General features: G+C 46.9%; 17 protein-coding genes. 13 read left to right on the forward strand and 4 right to left on the reverse strand.

Translation table 11 applies throughout. The annotated features are described in order from the left end of the window. Positions 1-235 precede the first annotated feature (235 nt). Positions 236-1,420 (forward strand): methionine adenosyltransferase, encoded by a 1,185-nt coding sequence (metK, locus tag CZ360_RS11770; protein WP_077534383.1) that lies wholly within the window; start codon positions 236-238, stop codon positions 1,418-1,420. A gap of 50 nt (positions 1,421-1,470) precedes the next feature. Here metK and CZ360_RS11775 read toward each other — a convergent pair whose 3' ends face one another. Beyond that, positions 1,471-2,688 carry a cofactor-independent phosphoglycerate mutase gene (locus tag CZ360_RS11775; protein ID WP_077534384.1) on the reverse strand — a complete coding sequence of 406 codons (1,218 nt, stop codon included), beginning with the start codon at positions 2,686-2,688 and terminating at the stop codon, positions 1,471-1,473. 91 nt (positions 2,689-2,779) lie between these two features. Beyond that, complete coding sequence (locus tag CZ360_RS11780) at positions 2,780-3,742, reverse strand: RluA family pseudouridine synthase (RefSeq protein ID WP_077534385.1); 963 nt, start codon at positions 3,740-3,742, stop codon at positions 2,780-2,782. 260 nt (positions 3,743-4,002) lie between these two features. Between CZ360_RS11780 and CZ360_RS11785 the strand changes: the two genes are divergently transcribed. From CZ360_RS11785 to CZ360_RS11815, 6 genes are all read left to right on the forward strand, one after another. Continuing rightward, positions 4,003-4,680: a JAB domain-containing protein gene (locus CZ360_RS11785; RefSeq protein ID WP_077534386.1), complete on the forward strand. Its 678-nt coding sequence runs from the start codon at positions 4,003-4,005 to the stop codon at positions 4,678-4,680. Positions 4,681-4,794: 114 nt separating this feature from the next. Beyond that, on the forward strand, positions 4,795-5,964 hold the full coding sequence (locus tag CZ360_RS11790) for a cation diffusion facilitator family transporter (RefSeq protein ID WP_077534387.1): 1,170 nt from the start codon (positions 4,795-4,797) through the stop codon (positions 5,962-5,964). Between the two features lie 255 nt (positions 5,965-6,219). Further along, the gene (locus CZ360_RS11800; RefSeq protein WP_324612709.1) at positions 6,220-7,386 is read left to right on the forward strand and encodes an amidohydrolase; all 1,167 of its coding nucleotides are present in this window, start codon (positions 6,220-6,222) and stop codon (positions 7,384-7,386) included. 17 nt (positions 7,387-7,403) lie between these two features. Continuing rightward, positions 7,404-8,246, forward strand: coding sequence for a fumarate hydratase (locus CZ360_RS11805; RefSeq protein ID WP_077534390.1), 843 nt, complete (start codon positions 7,404-7,406; stop codon positions 8,244-8,246). A gap of 73 nt (positions 8,247-8,319) precedes the next feature. Further along, positions 8,320-9,435, forward strand: coding sequence for a THUMP domain-containing class I SAM-dependent RNA methyltransferase (locus CZ360_RS11810; protein ID WP_077534832.1), 1,116 nt, complete (start codon positions 8,320-8,322; stop codon positions 9,433-9,435). 35 nt (positions 9,436-9,470) lie between these two features. After that, positions 9,471-10,427: an NAD-dependent epimerase/dehydratase family protein gene (locus CZ360_RS11815; protein WP_077534391.1), complete on the forward strand. Its 957-nt coding sequence runs from the start codon at positions 9,471-9,473 to the stop codon at positions 10,425-10,427. Positions 10,428-10,482: 55 nt separating this feature from the next. On the opposite strand, the gene CZ360_RS11820 is transcribed toward CZ360_RS11815, so the two are convergent. Both CZ360_RS11820 and pyrB read right to left on the reverse strand, forming a co-directional pair. Next, positions 10,483-11,073: a flavodoxin family protein gene (locus CZ360_RS11820; RefSeq protein ID WP_159438279.1), complete on the reverse strand. Its 591-nt coding sequence runs from the start codon at positions 11,071-11,073 to the stop codon at positions 10,483-10,485. Continuing rightward, entirely contained in the window at positions 11,036-12,103 is a 1,068-nt protein-coding gene (gene pyrB, locus CZ360_RS11825; protein WP_077534393.1) for an aspartate carbamoyltransferase, read from the reverse strand. The genes CZ360_RS11820 and pyrB overlap by 38 nt, the downstream gene beginning before the upstream one ends. Positions 12,104-12,278: 175 nt before the next feature. Here pyrB and yunB point away from each other — a divergent pair, with 175 nt between their 5' ends. The 6 genes from yunB (at position 12,279) to CZ360_RS11855 (ending at position 18,315) form a co-directional block, all read left to right on the forward strand. After that, the gene (gene yunB, locus CZ360_RS11830; RefSeq protein ID WP_077534394.1) at positions 12,279-12,938 is read left to right on the forward strand and encodes a sporulation protein YunB; all 660 of its coding nucleotides are present in this window, start codon (positions 12,279-12,281) and stop codon (positions 12,936-12,938) included. An 87-nt stretch (positions 12,939-13,025) separates the two neighbouring features. Then, on the forward strand, positions 13,026-13,787 hold the full coding sequence (locus CZ360_RS11835) for a ClpP family protease (protein WP_077534395.1): 762 nt from the start codon (positions 13,026-13,028) through the stop codon (positions 13,785-13,787). Beyond that, positions 13,768-13,971, forward strand: coding sequence for a YlzJ-like family protein (locus CZ360_RS11840; RefSeq protein ID WP_159438281.1), 204 nt, complete (start codon positions 13,768-13,770; stop codon positions 13,969-13,971). The genes CZ360_RS11835 and CZ360_RS11840 overlap by 20 nt, the downstream gene beginning before the upstream one ends. Before the next feature lie 49 nt (positions 13,972-14,020). Then, the gene (locus tag CZ360_RS11845) at positions 14,021-14,902 is read left to right on the forward strand and encodes an undecaprenyl-diphosphate phosphatase (protein ID WP_077534397.1); all 882 of its coding nucleotides are present in this window, start codon (positions 14,021-14,023) and stop codon (positions 14,900-14,902) included. Between the two features lie 33 nt (positions 14,903-14,935). After that, positions 14,936-17,503 carry an FtsK/SpoIIIE family DNA translocase gene (locus tag CZ360_RS11850; RefSeq protein WP_077534398.1) on the forward strand — a complete coding sequence of 856 codons (2,568 nt, stop codon included), beginning with the start codon at positions 14,936-14,938 and terminating at the stop codon, positions 17,501-17,503. Then, positions 17,500-18,315 (forward strand): Cof-type HAD-IIB family hydrolase, encoded by an 816-nt coding sequence (locus CZ360_RS11855; RefSeq protein WP_159438282.1) that lies wholly within the window; start codon positions 17,500-17,502, stop codon positions 18,313-18,315. Before CZ360_RS11850 ends, CZ360_RS11855 begins: the two co-directional genes overlap by 4 nt. The last annotated feature ends 15 nt before the right edge of the window (positions 18,316-18,330 follow it).

Consider the following 18,330-nt stretch of genomic DNA (forward strand, 5'->3'; position numbering starts at 1 on the left):
CGGTATCTTTGCCGTCAAGGCGCAAAACTGTATTTGAAAATTTATTTTTCAAACTTTAGACCTTCAAATTGTTAGTGCACAAATTAAGATGACAAAAATATTTTTAACGATTCAGAGGATAATATTCCAGAGCAGATAAAAAGCGGATAAAATTGACTTTTTTGTCAGATTACGTTATGATATATAAAGTGACAGAAATATTATTTTTGCGGAATCAGGATCGAGGAGGATCAGAATGAATCGAACATTGTTTACTTCGGAATCGGTAACGGAAGGACATCCGGATAAAATTTGCGACCAGATTTCCGATGCGATTTTAGATGAAATTATCTCGAAGGACCCCAATGCTCGTGTGGCGTGCGAAACCACCTGTACGACTGGGATTGTTTCTATTATGGGGGAAATTACTACAAACTGCTATGCGGATATTCCGAGCATTGCCAGACGCGTAGTCAAAGAGATTGGCTATGACCGTGCAAAATATGGTTTTGACGCAACCACCTGTGCTGTTGTCACTTCGATTGACGAGCAGTCCCCGGATATTGCTATGGGTGTGAACGAGGGGTATGAAAATAAGATAGGTGCTGTCAGGGAAGAGGACAATATGACCGGCGCAGGCGACCAGGGCATGATGTTTGGCTATGCCTGTGATGAAACTCCGGAACTCATGCCGATGCCGATTGCCCTTGCCCATAAGCTGGCGATGAGGCTGACAAAGGTACGGAAAGAGGAAATTTTGCCTTATCTGCGCCCGGATGGAAAAACCCAGGTTACCATTGAATATGACGATGGGCAGCCGAAACGTGTGGATACCGTTGTTGTATCCTCACAGCATGCTCCGGAAGTCAGCCTTGAACAGATTCGGGCTGATATTACGGAGCAGGTGATCCGTGCTACCATCCCGGCTGAATTGATGGATGAGAATACGAAAATTTATATCAACCCAACAGGCCGATTTGTGATCGGCGGGCCGCAGGGTGACAGCGGGCTGACCGGAAGGAAGATCATTGTCGATACCTACGGCGGCTATGCGCGGCATGGCGGCGGAGCGTTTTCCGGCAAAGACCCAACTAAGGTAGACCGCAGTGCCGCTTATGCAGCCAGATGGGTTGCGAAGAATGTAGTAGCCGCAGGATTGGCGAGAAAATGCGAGGTTCAGCTTGCTTATGCAATCGGAGTAGCGCATCCGGTTTCTATTATGGTCGACACCTTTGGAACCGGAACAGCTTCAGATGACGAAATTGTCAGTGCGATTACCAAGGTGTTTGATCTTCGCCCGAATGCGATTATCAAGGCGTTAGACCTGAGAAAGCCGATTTACCGGTCTCTGGCCGCATATGGACATATGGGCAGGGAAGACCTAGGCGTTACCTGGGAGAAAACTGACCGTGTTGACGCGTTAAAAGCTGCGCTGAAGTAAAATGTGATAGAAAAAAGAGATACTCGATAAGAGTATCTCTTTTTTATTGGCTATCCGTTAATAAATTCGCTGAGAAGCCCCGGGCCAAAGGGGACGGATACGCCCGTCTGCTTCGCATGCTGCTCATCAAAAATATCCATTTCCGGATTCTCTTTTGCCTTGGACTTTTGATAGATTAAAAACGGGACAGGGTCAGATACATGGGTTTTCAGCGCCAGCGGAGTTGCGTGGTCAGGCAGGATCATGATTTTGTAATCTTCACCAGACTGATCAAGATATTCACAAACCCTTTTCAGAATTTTTTCATCAATGATTTCCAGAGAACGGACTTTATTCTCCATTTCAAAACGATGTCCGCACTCATCCGGCGCTTCCACATGGATATAAACAAAGTCCATACCATCCTGTAAGGCTTTGATGCAGGCCGCGGCTTTCCCATCAAAGTTGGTGTCAATGTAGCCGGTAGCGCCATCCACTTCAATGACGTCCATCTTTGCCAGCTTGCCGATCCCCTTAATCAGATCCACCGCCGAGATCACTGCTCCGCGAAGGCCATTTTTCTCTTCAAAAGCCGGAAGGGCCGCGCTTTTTCCGTTTCCCCACAGCCAGATGGAATTGGCCGGCCGAAGTCCTCTGGCAATTCTGGCCTGATTAACTGGATGGTCTTTCAGTACCTCGTAGCTCTTTTTCATCATTTCCAAAAGCTTTGCAGCATTCGGGGATTTCGGCAAATATTCGGTTACCTTCCGTCCGGTGATGTCATGAGGCGGAGTCAGTTCCCCCAGATCGTCGGAACCATGATGCCAGACCAGGCAATGCCGGTAGCTGACGCCGCTGTAATAGGTGAATTCGATGTTGTCAAATACCTGCTTTAAGGTCTTGACGATTTCCGAGCCTTCTGCGGTAGAAATATCGTCCGCACAATAATCTACCATAGTTTTATCCGCATATTCCGCCTCATCGCTCAGCGTTACCAGATTGCAGCGCATAGCGATATCATCGGAAGCCATTTGAATCCCAATGCTTGCCGCTTCCAGCGGGGAGCGCCCGGTATAATAAAGCTTGGGATCATATCCCATTACGGAAAGATTGGCGACATCGCTTCCGGGCTTGAAGCCGTCGGCAACTGTCTGAACCATGCCGACTGTGCCAAACTGCGCCAGCCGGTTCATCTGCGGCTTATGTGCAACCGACATCGGGGTTTTTCCGCCCAGCTCCTGAAGCGGATAATCTGCCATTCCGTCACAAAGCAAAACAACATGTTTCATAAATTCTATACCTCTGTCTCAAACAAAATTCTGTTTATATTTTAACACAATTCCATTAAAAAGACAAATGTATTTCTATCAGAGACAATTATTACCGTTCCATTCCACGATGGAATTCGTTGACGAACCAGATGTCCTCTATTTGAAAGCTTTTTCCGCGCAGATATTCCAACACGCCGGCATCTGTCTGAAAATCAAACCGTACACGATAGGCGCACAGCGCCTGGTGTTTATAGCCGTATTTTCGGTTGATCTCATTCCTTCCATATTTTCCGTCTCCGAGCAGAGGCGTTCCCAAATAGGCCATATGCGCCCGGATTTGGTGGGTACGTCCGGTATGCAGTGTAATTTCCGCCAGGGAAAGGCCGTTTTTAGATTCCAATACCCGGTATTCCGTAATCATGGTTTTTGTATCCGGGTCAGGATACTCCAGCACAGTCACCAGGTTGCGATCTGTGTCCTTCTTCATATAATGGGTGACAGTGGCTGATTCAGGATTTGGAATGCCTGTTAAGAGGCAGAGATACTGCTTTGTGATTTCACGGCGCTTTATTTTGTCATTGAGTACCCGAAGCGCAGCGGCTGTTTTGGCCACCAGCACAATCCCGCAGGTATTCCGGTCGATCCGGTTAACCAACGCAGGAGAGAAGGATAATTCATTTTCCGGAGAAAATTCGCCTTTTTCATAAAGATAATGCTTCACACGGTTAATCAAGGTGTCGGGGGTATTATCGTTATCCTCATGAACGACCAGTCCCTGCGGCTTGTTGACTAAAAGGAGCTGTTCATCCTCATAAACCACAGCAACCTGATCAGGAACGGAGAGAAAGACCTGATCCTGCTCCACGGTAAAAAATTCATCATTGAGGTATAAGTCCAGCTTGTCGCCCTTCTGCAGCCGGTAATTGAGCTCCGCTCTTTTTCCATTTACCTTAATCCGTTTTTTGCGGATCGATTTGTAAAGCAGGTTTTTCGGCAGAAGCGGAACGCTTTTTTGCAGAAATTTATCCAGCCTTTGATCCGCGTCATTTTCAGCAATTAAAAATGTTTTCACAGGTATACCTGCTCTGATGGTACAGAGCATCCTTTCCTAAGCAATTATTTTTTATTATATCATAAAGCCGACCGTGATAAAATGGCTGTGCCGCAGGGCACGAAGAAACTCGTTTTGAAAGCCGTTTTCAGGGACGTCAAACGATATCTTTAGCGTTATTATACCATGTCCTGTGTTCCTGGTTCAAGCAGTAAAAAACAGTTGCGTTTCCTAAAAATCCCCTGTATAATAAATTTATCATACAGAGGGGACGAAAAGAAATGGATAATCCTCATAAAGGGCATCGGGAACGTTTGCGAAAAAGATTTTTGAAAGAGGGCTTTTCTTCATTCGATGACCACAATATTCTGGAGCTTGCTTTGTTTTATGTGATCCGTCAGAGAGATACCAACGAGATTGCACATGCTCTGATTCATCGTTTTGGTTCGGTGGCAGGTGTATTGGAGGCTTCACGGGAAGAGCTCAAGGAGGTGGATGGTGTATCGGAGGCGACCGCTACCTTCTTTCAGGTTATTGCTGAGATGGCAAAGGTTTACTACAATTCTGATCCGGCGCCAAAGGCGCGTGTCCTCAACCATTCAGATCAGATCGGAGAGTATTTTGTCCGGAAATATCTCGGAGCAAAAAAGGAATTGATCTATCTGCTGATGCTGGATAATGGATTCCATGAGCTGGGCTGCGAAAAGATCGGGGAAGGAACGCTGACCAGCGCGAGCTTGAATACGCGTGAAATTGCGGAAATGGTTTTGCGCTGCCGCGCCGTCCATGTTATCTTGGCTCATAACCATCTGGTCAATGGGCCGGCTCCTTCGAATGAGGATATCGTCGCCACAAGCTATCTTCAGGCCGCGTTGGGGCATCTGGACGTGGATGTTACCGACCATATTATCGTTTCAGGAAGAAGCTATGCTTCCCTTAAAAATTTGGATTATCTTTAAGCCGTCAGCCAATCCTATGGAAGACGGTTTTATTTTTAGACTGGTTTGGCTTGACTTACAGGATATGGGGATGATAATATAAAAAGAATGCTGGAAGAAAGTGGGGAAAAGTGAATGACACAGTGGTTGGTTTGCCATTTTATTAAGGATTATCAAAACACCTCCGATCAATCAGTTCGGCAGCGGTATGGGAGATTGGGCGGAATTGTCGGGATTTGCTGTAATGTGGTATTGTGTCTGCTCAAGCTGCTTGCCGGCTTACTCACCTCTTCTATTTCCATCATGGCTGACGCGTTCAACAATCTCTCTGACGCGGGGTCATCCATTATTACCCTGGTCGGCTTCAAAATGGCGGGAAGACCTGCCGATGATGAGCATCCGTTTGGGCATGGAAGAATTGAATATGTTTCCGGACTGATTATTTCGCTGATCATCATGCTGATGGGATTTGAGCTGTTAAAATCTTCCTTTGAAAAAATCCTTCATCCGGAGGAGCTTTCTTTTCGCTGGTTGTCAGTTGGGATTCTGATTTTTTCTATTCTGCTCAAGCTGTGGATGTCCTTTTTTAACCGTAAATTGGGGAAACAGATCGACTCTGCTGCCATGAAAGCTACAGCGGCGGATAGCCTGAGCGATGTAGTGGCAACCTCGGCGGTTGTAGTCGGTACGTTGGTGTTTTATTTTTTCCAGATTAACATTGACGGCTGGATTGGGGTAGTTGTTGCTTTCTTTATCCTTTTTGCAGGACTTGGCACAGCGCGGGATACCATGAACGATCTGCTGGGGCAGGCTCCGGACGCTGGATTTGTGCAGGCGGTGGAAAATCATGTAATATCCTATCCGGAGATCATCGGGATTCACGACCTGATTGTCCACAATTACGGCCCGGGGCGTTGTATCATCTCTCTGCATGCAGAGGTTCCCTGTGATATTGATATTCTGAAAATACATGATGTCATCGACAACATCGAGCGTGACCTGAACCGTACCTTCCAATGCGAAGCGGTGATCCATATGGATCCGATTGTGACGGATGACGAGACTGCCAATGCAATGTATGACCAGATCAAGGGCTTGGTTTCTATGATTGACCCGATGCTGACCATCCATGATTTCCGTATGGTAGAAGGCCCTACTCATACCAATTTGATCTTTGACGTTGTGGTTCCGCATCAGTTCCGGCTGGCGGACAGGGAAGTACTCGATGAAATTAACCGGGCGGTAAAAGCAATTGATCCCACTTACGAAACAGTGATTAATGTAGATAAATCTTACACAATTTAAAGAAGAAGCGGCAGGATTTCCTGCCGCTTCTTCTTTAAAAAAAGACCGCCTCTGAAAAGGCGGTAAAAAGAAAAGGAAAAATTGATGAAGGGTAAAATAGAATGTAATACCAAAAATAGTCGCCAGAAGGTTGAAAAAAAGGCCGATTTATGATTAAATAAAGAAAGGGCCGAAAACATTTCTTCAACCGCGTTTTTTGGTACTGAATATAGTATAGCTCCTCTAAAATAAAATTTTTGTCAAAAAAGGAATCGAATGATGATTATTATTAACGCCAATATAAAAACAATGGAAAAGGAAAATTTTCCGAATGGGTTTATCAGAATCCGGAATGGGAAGATCGAGCAGGTTGGCGGGATGCCTGACCTGAAGTGGGAAGATGATGAGATTTTGGACGTACAGGGAGCCACTGTTCTGCCGGGATTGATTGACGCGCATTCACATATTGGAATGTGGGAGGACGGCCTGGGCTTTGAAGGGGATGACGGAAATGAGGAAACAGACCCCACAACTCCTCAAATGCGCGCCATTGATGCGATAAATCCTATGGATTTCTGTTTTCGGGAGGCGCTAGACGCGGGAATCACGACTGTATTGACCGGCCCCGGAAGCGCGAATCCGATTTCCGGAACCTGGTGCGCGGTGAAAACGGCCGGGCGCAGGATTGACGATATGACAGTCAGTGAACAGGTTGGGATGAAATTTGCTCTCGGCGAGAATCCAAAAAGCGTCTATAACGGAAAGGGACAGACGCCGATGACCCGGATGGGGACTGCCGCATTAATTCGGGAGGAGCTCCAGAAAACGGTACGTTATATGCAGGATATGAAAAAGTCGAAAAAGGAACCGGATGTTGATCCGCCTGAATATGACGCGAAATGCGAGGCGCTCATTCCGGTTCTGAAACGGAAAATGAAGGCGTTTTTCCATGCGCATCGTGCGGACGATATCTTTACAGCGATCCGTATTGCAAAGGAATTTAAACTCGATTATGTGATCATTCATGCAACAGAAGGGTATCAGGTAGCCGATTTGCTGGCAGAGGAAAAAGCCCCGGTGATTGCTGGGCCGATTATCTGTGACCGTTCCAAACCGGAGCTGCGTAATATGAAGCTTCAAAATGCTGCAGTTCTTAAGAAAAACGGTGTTAAGACAGCTATTTGTACCGATCATCCGGTAATCCCGATTCAATATCTGGCGCTGAGCGCGGGGTTATGCGTAAAGGCCGGACTTGATTATGAAGAAGCGCTCAGGATGCTGACCATCGTACCGGCGGAAATCTGTGGACTCAGCAGCCGCGTCGGTTCGATCAAAAAGGGAAAGGACGCAGACTTGATTGTGGTGAAGGGAGACCTGCTGGACGTTTATACCAGCCCGTCCTATGTAATTCTGAACGGAAAATTAATAGAAAAACATGACTGAAGAAAGAAGGATTTGTTTTGAGGGAGCTTTCTGTTAAAAAAATCACAGATGCGGTCAAGAATCTGTGCATTCAGGCAAATATGGTTTTACCCTGTGATTTACAGCAGTTGATTGAAAATAGCCGGGAGACGGAAGCCTTTCCATTGGCCAAAGAGGTGCTGGGAGATATTCGGGACAATATGGCCTGTGCGCAAAGTATGGGTGTGCCCGTCTGCCAGGATACCGGGATGGCGGTCGTTTTTCTGGAATTGGGACAGGATGTCCACCTGACGGACGGCAGCCTGCAGGAGGCGGTTGACGAAGGCGTGCGGCAGGGATACCTGGAAGGGAAGCTGCGCTGCTCAGTAGTTGGTGATCCGCTGAGACGAGTGAATACCAATGACAATACGCCGGCCGTTCTGCATCTGAAGCTTGTTCCCGGAGAACAGGTGAAAATTGTGGTAGCCCCAAAGGGCTTTGGCAGTGAAAATATGAGCGCGATGAAGATGTTTACACCATCTGCGAGTCGAGAGGACATTATTGATTTCGTGGTTGGACAGATCAAAACTGCCGGATCTAATCCATGTCCTCCTGTTGTAGTGGGCGTAGGGATTGGAGGAGACTTTGAAAAATGTGCCTATCTTGCCAAAAAGGCATTGTGCCGGGCAGTCAGTCAGCCAAACGATGATGATTTTTATGCAGAAATGGAACAGGAAATGCTCAAACGGATCAATGAACTGGGAGTAGGGCCGCAAGGGTTTGGGGGGACGACGACTGCACTTGCAGTGAACATCGAAGTCTTTCCCACACACATTGCCGGGCTGCCGGTTTCTGTCAATGTCGGATGCCATGTAACAAGGCATGCCGAGACCACACTTTAAAATTACGTAGCAGCGCGAAGATATTTTTGCGCTAGGAAAGGTTGCTTTTGCGTTGCAGAAGCTTGGTATGAAAATGACCGAATTAACTTATATTGCTCCATGCCATTTTGGCTTGGAAAGTGTTCTGGCAGGGGAACTGAAACGAATGGGAGCTCAGGCGGTTACACCGGATAACGGCAAGGTGGAATTTTCCGGCGGGATGGATATGATGGCGCGTGCTAACATCAACCTGCGTACCGCAGAGCGTGTTTTAATCAAACTCGCCAGTTTTCCGGCAAAGTCCTTTGAAGAATTGTTCCAGGGAGTAAAGACAATTCCGCTGGAGGATTTTATTGGAAAAAAGGATGCATTTCCAGTGAAGGGGTGGTCGCTAAACTCCCAGCTTCACAGCATTCCGGACTGCCAGGCAATTGTCAAAAAAGCGGCGGTGGAGCGGCTGAAAGCTCATTATCACCAGGACTGGTTTTCTGAAACCGGCCCGATGCATCAAATCCGTTTTTCGATCATGAAGGATACTGCCACCATTATGCTGGATACCTCCGGTGCAGGCCTGCATAAGCGCGGATACCGCGCAAAATCGAATGAGGCGCCGATTAAGGAAACGCTGGCTGCAGGGATCATTGATCTGGCGCGGGTGAAGGACTTTTCCCAGGTATACGACCCGTTCTGTGGCTCCGGTACCTTTTTGATTGAGGCGGCGTTAAAAGCGCTGAATATCCCGCCTTGTCTGAGAAGAAAATTTGCCGCGCAGGACTGGGGACTGTGTGACCCCATAGTTTGGCAGCAGGAGCGTTCCAGAGGGCTTGATCTGATGAAACGGGATACGGAATTTTTCGCACGCGGCAGTGACCTTGATCCGGAATGCGTCGCTTTGACAAAAGAAAATGCAAAAAAAGCTGGAGTATTGAAAAAAATGTCTGTTATTACTGCTGATATCAGGGATTTCACTGCAAAGGAGAATACCATTACCTTCGCAAATCCACCTTATGGAGAGCGGCTTCTGGACAGGCGGGAATCGGAACAGATCTACCGGACAATGGGAAAGGTATTCCGAAGGATGGAGCGTGCCGGCTACTATATCATTTCCCCGCACGACTCCTTTGAAACATTCTACGGACGTAAAGCGGATAAGCGCCGGAAGCTATATAACGGCATGATGAAATGCCAGCTATTCCAATATTTTAAATAGTAAGCTGCATTTTTTAAAGAAAGAGGTAATTAGGTATGAAAGCTGTGGTTATCGGAGCGTATGGCCATATCGGCACCTATCTCGTACCGATGCTGATCGAGCAGGGTTATGAGGTGCTTGCAGTGTCGCGGGGAATTTCCAAGCCTTATGAAGAAAACCCTTTATGGGAACAGGCTGTCAAAGTGAAATTAGACCGCACAAAAGCACCCGGCTTTTCTCAGGCGATAGCAGATATGCAGGCTGAGGTTGTTATTGATTTAATTAATTTTGACATCAGGGAAAGCCAGGCGATGGTTCGTGCATTGAAAGGGACAAATTGTACCCATTATCTGTATTGCTCCTCCTGTTGGGCGCATGGAAGGGCAGGGCTTTTGCCGGTAAATTCTGACGATATGCTAAACACCCCCTTGTGTGCTTACGGAAAGGATAAACTTGCCTCGGAAAATTATTTGAGAGATGAATATGAGGAAAATGGATTTCCCGCTACCTGCATCCGGCCAGGACAAATTTCCGGTCCGGGGTGGGCGATTATCGGGCCGTGGGGAAACGCTTCCCTTACTCCATTTCAGAAAATCGCTGACGGTGAACAAATCATGCTTCCAAACTTTGGGATGGAAACAATACACCATGTACATGGATATGATGTCGCCCAATGCTTTGCAAAGGCGGTGCTTCACAGAGATAAAGCGCTTGGCGAGATTTTTGAAGCGGCAAGCGGAAATTCCATTACGCTTTACGGCTATGCGAAGCTGATGTATGATTTCTTTGGCAAGGAGGCGCGGATCGGATTTTTGCCATGGAAAGAATGGTGTGAGTATGAGGGGAATCCTGAAGAATGTGAAAGCACCTACCTTCATATTGCCAGGAGCGGTTTCTATAGCATTGAAAGGGAAAGAAAGCTTTTAGGCTATCAACCGAAATATACCAATGTGGAAACAATTAAACTGGCTGTACAAAGTTATCTTGACCGAGGCTTGATCAAGGTAAAATAGTATTTTATTGAAATAAAACAAACGGCAAATCCAATATTGGATTTGCCGTTTGTTATTAGATATCTGAAATCTTATCAAAGATATGAGAAAAATCAGCTTCAAAGGAAAGCTTATTGTCAAGGTTTCCTATGATGGCTTTCCCGCAATATTCTGTGTTAATGCAGTCAAAAAACATTTTGGTAGGAATGGATAGGTATTCCTGCAGCTTTTCTCCGCAGTTTCCGCCGGTCATCAAAAGGATTCCCTTTTTGCGCTGAGGGAAAGTTCTGGCCCGTCCGGCAAATTTGTTGACATAAAATTGCTGCGCACGATCCATCATCGCCTTGACAGGCGCAGGAAAACCGCCGCAGTAGACAGGGGAAGCAAGGACAATAAGATCAGCCCGCTGGATAGCCTCGATGATTTCCTCATAATAATCGATATGGTTTAAGCAGCATAGCCCGTGCTGACAGTTTCCGCAATCAGTGCAGGGCAGCAAATCCATTTCAAAGAGGTTGTATTGCTCCAGCAAATATGTATGATCCTCAAACTGATCCAAAAACTGCATCACAAGCCGAAAGGTAGAGCCGACATGATGCGGGGAACCGAATAGCAGCAGTATTCGCTTTTTATAAAAGCTGTCTTTCATCGCAGTATTCGCAGACAAGCAAATCACCATTTTCCTTATAAGATTTTTCCAGATATGTTTCGTGGTTCGTAATGCATTTCGGATTGCTGCAGCAGACTGCCGGATTGTGGTGGGAAAGGAGCGAGGTCTGTTCCCTGGCATTCAGCAGCGTAATGATTAGCGCCATTCTGGCATAGACACCGTTCACCGCCTGCTTAAAATACATGGCGCGCGGATCCTTATCCACATTTAAATCAATTTCGTCCACCCTGGGAAGGGGATGCAGGATGCAGAGATCCTGCTTTGCGGAAAAGAGCTTTTGCATGTCCAGGATATAGACATTTTTCTGCTGCCGGTACTCTTCTTCAGAGGCGAAGCGTTCTTTTTGGATTCTGGTCATATACAGAACGTCAAGCTCCGGAATCGCTTCTGCAAGGGAGTAGCATTCCCGATAAGGGCAGTTATGACTGTTCATCCAATCCTTGATATACTGCGGGATGGAGAGCTCTTTAGTGGAAATCAGGATAAATCGGTTATCTGGATACATGGAAAGTGCCTTAATCAGAGAATGCACGGTTCTGCCGTATTTTAAATCCCCGCATAAGCCGACAGTCAGTCCGCTTAAGGAACCCTTTTCACTCTGTAGTGTAACAAGATCAGTTAGCGTTTGGGTTGGGTGCAGGTGCCCGCCGTCGCCGGCGTTAATAACCGGACATTCCGCGTAGAGCGCCGCGGCCTTGGCAGCTCCTTCCAACGGATGACGCATTGCAAGGATATCAGCGTATCCTGAAACAATTCGGATGGTATCCGTTAGGTTTTCACCCTTTGAGACAGAGGAATTCTGAGGGTTGTCAAAACCAATGATCTGTCCGCCCAGACGGAGCATAGCAGTTTGAAAAGACATTTGGGTTCGGGTAGAGGGTTCATAAAACAGAGTTGCCAAAATTTTATTTTTACACGCCTCTGAATATACTGATTCATTCTTTTTAATTTTTAGCGCCAGGCTGATAATCTCATTCCATTTAGAAACAGAGAGGTCATTCAGATCGATCAGGTGCTCGTAAGCCATCTTTTATCATCCTTACTGTAAGAAGTCCTTTCTTATCATTGTAACAATTTACGGCAATGATTTCAATATCAATTTGCAAAGAGGCCGATTTTTTTCAAATGATTCACCAAAATGGAAAATATAGCATATATTGAAAATAAAGGCTTTATTTTTTGATTTTAAGAGGGTTTTTCCGATGAGAAGAAGAAAACGCAGGCACCTGAAAATACAGATGAAATTCTGTTTTGTCATAGTTATGCTCTGTATTAGCCTGATGCTTTTTAATCATGCGATTGACAATTTATTTGCAAATGTGACAAAAGACCAGATTCACAATATCGGCACCCGAATTTTAAACCAGTCTGTCACTCAATTGCTGGAGGATGAATCGGTATCGCCGGATCAGATGGTAGAAATTCGGTATCAGGACAATCAAAGCATTTCCTCTATTTCGGTTAATGCCGAGCAGGTAAACCTAGTGCGGAATAAGATCACCGACTCGGTATTAGGCCAGCTTCACGATGAAGGAATTGAATCGATTCAGATCCCTCTGGGAAGCTTGAGTAATTTTTGGTTTTTTTCTGCGAAAGGCCCGATGGTTAATTTTGACATTTATCCGATTGGCTATTTAAAAAGCAGTATTACCAGCGAGTTTGATGCCGCGGGTATCAACCAGACCCGGCATCGGCTGGTGCTTCATCTTTCCCTTGACCTGATGTGCGTGGGGTTAATGCACCGCGAAACAGTCACGATTGATTCGGAATATATCATTTCCGAAACACTGATCATGGGTGAGACGCCGCAGCAATATGCCCAGCTTTTATTTGAGGATCAGCAGGAAATTACTTCAAAATAAAAATATTGCCTGAAATATGGCAATATTTTTTATTTTTCTTCTTTTGGGACAAACTATCTAACAGAAAGCTTGAAAGGAGAGAGAACCATGAATACAGAATGGAAAAACGAAGAAGAGGAGACAGAGGAAGAACAGACTGATCAGAATCAGGACAAGGATTCGGAAGAACAGAGAAACAGCATCGTTGATATGGGCTCAATTACCACGAAGGGGAAGCATTTAATCCATTGCCTGACGATTATCGGACAGGTGGAGGGTCATTATATCCTTCCGGCCCAGAATAAAACCACGAAATACGAGCATGTGATCCCTCAGCTTGTGGCCATTGAGGAGGATCCCGATATCAGAGGACTGATCATCATGATCAATACGGTTGGAGGAGACGTGGAGGCCGGACTTGCCATTGCGGAGCTGATTGCCGGGATGAGCAAACCGACGGTATCGATCGTTCTGGGAGGCGGACATTCCATCGGCGTGCCGCTTGCCGTCAGCGCCAAGCACTCTTTTATCGTCCCCTCTGCCACAATGACAATCCATCCGGTACGGATGAGCGGCTTAGTATTAGGCGTTCCGCAGACCTTTTCCTATTTTGAGAAAATGCAGGACAGGATTGTCCAATTTGTAACCGAGAATTCCCGGATTACCGAAGACCGCTTTACGGAGCTGATGATGAAAACCGGAGAGCTGGCGATGGATGTCGGTACCGTATTGAACGGGACGGATGCGGTTAAAGAGGGTCTGATCGATTCCCTGGGAGGATTATCGGACGCGCTTCATTATCTCTACACTATGATTGATGAAACGTTGTCGGATCAGGAGGAAAAAAGCGATGTTGTACACAATCATTGACGAAAATGAAATATTTGCTCAGGAAAATCAGCCAAGTTATTTTTACAAAAGGGTTGATAATTGTATCCTTGAGGGTGTAAAATATAATCAGGATGTTATGCTTAACCGGATTATATCCACGAACCCCAAGGATTATCTGAATCCGAAGTACAGTCTGGGAATGAATCTAAAGGACTTGCGTTAGAGCAGGTCTTTTAGATCCATTTTTAATAAGAAGAAAGGTTACATACACTATGTCTATTATCGAAGCAATTATTCAGGGAATCGTTCAAGGACTGACAGAATTTTTACCAGTGTCCAGCTCCGGGCACCTATCGCTCTATCAGCATTTCACAGGCTTAAGCGGAGAATCCGGACTGATGTTCTCCATTATTCTCCATGTCGGGACGCTGGTTGCTGTATTCGGCGCGTTTTATCGTTTAATCTGGGACTTAATCATGGAATTTTTCCGGATGATACGGGATATCTTCACAGGAAAATTTTCCTTTAAAAATCGGAATCCTGAGCGCAATATGATTTTCATGATTATTCTGGCGCTTGTTCCGCTGTTGATTATTTATTTCGTTCTGGGAGACGTTTACAAAGCGGTTTCATCAGACGACGATATCTTGGTGGAAGGGCTTTGCTTCCTTTTGACGGCGACTTTGCTCTTCTTTGCAGACCGCAGTATACATGGAACAAAAACTATCGGACAGATTACGCCTCGGGATGCTTTGGTTATTGGTACCCTGCAGGCGGTAGCGCCGCTCCCGGGCGTATCGCGTTCCGGCTCTACCATTGCTTCTGGTTTAATGTGCGGACTTTCCAAGGAAACCGCAGTTTCCTTTTCCTTTATTCTGGGAATTCCGGCGATCCTGGGCGGCTCGGTGATGGAACTAAAGGACATCACGCCATCGGATATGAACTTGTCAGTGGGTGTTATTATTGTCGGACTGGTAACCTCGGCGGTGGTTGGTTTCCTTTCCATTAAAATGGTGCAGTGGCTGTTAAAGGCAAACCGGTTCAAAATTTTTGCTTTCTATACCCTGATCCTGGGGATTATTGTGACCGGGATTGGGATTTATGAGCACATTTGCGGCGGCAATATCATGACCTCATTTGGCCATATACTATAAAAGATTTCATCATAGAAAAGGCGGATCAGTTTCATGGCAGTAAAAAAGAAATCTTCGGCTTCGCGGACTTCCTCCTCTTCCAGGACATCAAAGCCGGCGTCACAAAAATCAAAGCAGGCTTCCGGCCGGAAACCTGCTCCCAGGTCAAAAGCGGCGCAGGAGCGTCTTGCAAAGCAGGAGCATCATAAGCGTCAGGTGTGGGCGATCATCCTGTTTGCGGTCGGCCTTTTATTGCTTGCGCTTATCTTTGTCAAGGGACAGAACCTGTGGCGCTGGACTCATGAAGCGCTGTTCGGGATTTTTGGCACAGGCGCTTTTGTCGTTCCGGTTTTAATTTTGTACATAGCCATTCGTGCTACCCTGGACGAACATATGGGAAAAATCCGGCATAAGCTTTGGCAGTCGGCGATTTTGATGGCACTCTTCTGCGCGTTTATTCAGATTGTTTTTGTCGGGAAGTATCCGGGAGAAGGCGTCTGGGAAGCCGTAAAACATCTATACCTTTACGGAACTGAAGGTGTGAGCGGCGGAGTATGGGGAATTTTGCTCGGTATGCCGCTTTTATATCTATGCGGCAAGCTGGGTGCAACAATTATTATCGTTTTGTTTGCATTTGCGTTTATCCTGCTCATTACCGGCGCGACGCTGCTGGATTTCTTCCGGAATGTATCCAAACCGGTTAAAATGATGGAGGATCACTATATCCAGCGTCAGGAGGAACGAGAAAGGGAGCAGGAAGCGAAATTTAATATTGATGTGGATTTGGGGCCTGAGTCTCTGCCTAAACATCCGGTTTCCTCCTCAAAAGCGATTTTTCATACGGAACCCAAGCCAGAGATCAGCGTGAAGCCGGAATTGACAGAGCAGTTTATTGATGTGATTGAGAATACGGATACTTCCAAGGCCGCAATCGGGAAGGTTCCCCTGGTACCAGAGGCTGATGAGCTTTCATTGCCGGAGAAAATGGATGTTGAAAAAGCGGAAACTACAGCACCGCTGGATGACCTGGTAAAACAGGCGGTTGGAAAAGAAGAAAAACCGGCAGCGGCAGAAAAGGCAGAGAAACCGGATACGGAAATTGCAAAGCAGCTTACAGAACGTTCCGCTTCAGGCGAACAGTGCGTTTTATACCGCTATCCTCCGGTTAGCCTGTTGAAGGCGCCGGTTAACCGGAAGAATGGGGATATCTCTTCCGAACTGCGTGCGAACGCGGAACGGCTGGTAGATACCCTGAAAAGCTTCGGCGTCCAGACACGGGTAATTGATATCAGCCGGGGGCCGACTGTGACCCGATATGAACTGCAGCCCTCAGCCGGAGTAAAAATCAGTAAGATTACCGGGCTTGCCGATGATATCGCATTAAACCTGGCGGCGGCCGGGGTACGGATCGAGGCGCCGATACCTAACAAAGCGGCAGTCGGGATTGAAGTCCCGAACCGGACAACCGATATTGTCACCATTCGGGAGGTTGTAGACTCTGCGGCGTTCCGCGACGCAAAGAGCAAGCTGTCTGTTGCCTTGGGGCGTGATATTTCGGGCAAAGAGGTTGTTTTTGATATTGCGAAGATGCCGCATATGCTGATTGCAGGCGCAACTGGTTCCGGGAAATCAGTGTGTATCAATACATTGATTATCAGCCTGATGTATAAGTCAAGTCCGGATGAGGTACGGCTTTTGATGATCGACCCGAAAGTAGTGGAACTGGGAATTTATAACGGAATCCCGCATCTGCTGGTTCCGGTGGTTACCGACCCGCGCAAGGCTGCCGGAGCACTGGGCTGGGCGGTTACGGAAATGCTCAACCGCTATAAGCTGTTTGCGGATAATCAGGTTCGGGATTTGCACGGCTATAACGAGCTGGCAAGGGTTCAGGAGGATCTAAACCCTCTCCCACAGATTGTGATCATTATAGACGAGCTGGCTGACCTGATGATGGCTGCTCCCAATGAGGTAGAGGACTCCATCTGCCGGTTAGCGCAGATGGCCCGTGCGGCGGGAATGCATCTGGTGATTGCTACACAGCGCCCCTCCGTTGACGTGATTACCGGGGTAATTAAAGCAAACATCCCCTCCAGAATTGCATTTGCAGTCTCCTCGCAGGTTGATTCACGTACCATTCTGGATTCCGGCGGAGCGGAAAAGCTGCTCGGACGGGGAGACATGCTGTTTTATCCGGTGGGAATGCCAAAGCCTACCCGGCTTCAGTGCTGCTATGTCAGCGATAAAGAGGTAGAAGAAATTGTCCAGTTTGTCAAGGGCAACGTGGAATCTGAATATGATGATAAAATTCTGGATGAAATTGAACGTCAGGCTGTCAAGGAAAAAAATACAAAAGCTTCTGACAGTGGGAGCGGGGAGGATGTGGACGAGCTTTTGGATGACGCGATTGAATGCGTTATTGAAGCTTCGCAGGCCTCTACCTCCTACCTGCAGCGGAAGCTAAAGGTGGGCTATGCCAGAGCGGCGCGCCTGATGGATGATATGGAAACAAAGGGAATCATCGGGCCTTTTGAGGGCAGCAAACCACGGCAGGTTTTAATGACACGCGACCAATGGATTGAAATGAAATTAAACCGTCAGGAAGGGGAACAGGAATCGTGACAAAAAGAGACTACCGGCTTGTTTGCTCAGATATCGACGGTACGATTTTAAATTCACAGGGAATCCTCACTGAGCGTACCAGGAAAGCAATCCTGGCGCTCAAACAACAGGGGATTCCTGTTGTTTTGGTTTCTGCCAGACCGCCGCAGGGGATTTCCTGTTTTTACGAAGCGTTATGGGAGGAAAATCCTCCTGTCTGTGCTTATAGCGGCGGATATATCGTCCTGGACGGGCAGGTTGTTTTCAACCGTACCATTCCGTTAGAGCTAACAAAACAGATCTGTGATATCACCCGCCGGCACCCAGTCCACACCAGCCTTTATCAGGCTGAACATTGGTATGTTGAAGCAATGGACAAGGAAGCCTCCTGGGAAGCCGAAGCCATTGGCTTTGATCCGGAGATAGCCGAGCAGGATAAGCTGTTCGAAGAATGGACACGCTGTCATACAGAACCAAATAAGCTCCTTTGTATCGGACAGGCAGAGGAAATCTCCGGACTGCAGAAGGTACTCCTGCGGCAGTTCGGGACAAAGCTGAATATTTCTTTATCGAAAGCGACCTATCTCGAAATCATGCCGCTGGGCGTGACAAAAGCTGAAGCGGTTAAAGTACTCTGCAGCCGGATGGGGATAGTACCGGAACAGATGATCGCTTTTGGAGATCATTTTAATGATCTTGCGATGCTGCGTGAGGCAGGACTTGGCATAGCAATGGGGAATTCTCCTGCTGAGATTCAGAGCGCTGCTGATATGGTAGCAAAAACAAATGATGAGGACGGCGTAGCCGAAATACTGGAACGCCTATTTTTATAAATTAGTTTGGAGGAA

This window comes from Massiliimalia massiliensis (genome assembly GCF_900155615.1).
Lineage (GTDB): Bacteria > Bacillota > Clostridia > Oscillospirales > Ruminococcaceae > Massiliimalia > Massiliimalia massiliensis.

Excerpts from the sequence above, each read along its gene's own strand:
- metK (WP_077534383.1), top strand. The coding sequence starts at position 236 with ATGAATCGAACATTGTTTACTTCGGAATCGGTAACGGAAGGACATCCG.
- CZ360_RS11775 (WP_077534384.1), bottom strand. The coding sequence starts at position 2,688 with ATGAAACATGTTGTTTTGCTTTGTGACGGAATGGCAGATTATCCGCTT.
- CZ360_RS11785 (WP_077534386.1), top strand. The coding sequence starts at position 4,003 with ATGGATAATCCTCATAAAGGGCATCGGGAACGTTTGCGAAAAAGATTT.
- CZ360_RS11790 (WP_077534387.1), top strand. The coding sequence starts at position 4,795 with ATGACACAGTGGTTGGTTTGCCATTTTATTAAGGATTATCAAAACACC.
- CZ360_RS11800 (WP_324612709.1), top strand. The coding sequence starts at position 6,220 with ATGATGATTATTATTAACGCCAATATAAAAACAATGGAAAAGGAAAAT.
- CZ360_RS11810 (WP_077534832.1), top strand. The coding sequence starts at position 8,320 with ATGACCGAATTAACTTATATTGCTCCATGCCATTTTGGCTTGGAAAGT.
- CZ360_RS11815 (WP_077534391.1), top strand. The coding sequence starts at position 9,471 with ATGAAAGCTGTGGTTATCGGAGCGTATGGCCATATCGGCACCTATCTC.
- pyrB (WP_077534393.1), bottom strand. The coding sequence starts at position 12,103 with ATGGCTTACGAGCACCTGATCGATCTGAATGACCTCTCTGTTTCTAAA.
- yunB (WP_077534394.1), top strand. The coding sequence starts at position 12,279 with ATGAGAAGAAGAAAACGCAGGCACCTGAAAATACAGATGAAATTCTGT.
- CZ360_RS11835 (WP_077534395.1), top strand. The coding sequence starts at position 13,026 with ATGAATACAGAATGGAAAAACGAAGAAGAGGAGACAGAGGAAGAACAG.
- CZ360_RS11840 (WP_159438281.1), top strand. The coding sequence starts at position 13,768 with ATGTTGTACACAATCATTGACGAAAATGAAATATTTGCTCAGGAAAAT.
- CZ360_RS11845 (WP_077534397.1), top strand. The coding sequence starts at position 14,021 with ATGTCTATTATCGAAGCAATTATTCAGGGAATCGTTCAAGGACTGACA.
- CZ360_RS11850 (WP_077534398.1), top strand. The coding sequence starts at position 14,936 with ATGGCAGTAAAAAAGAAATCTTCGGCTTCGCGGACTTCCTCCTCTTCC.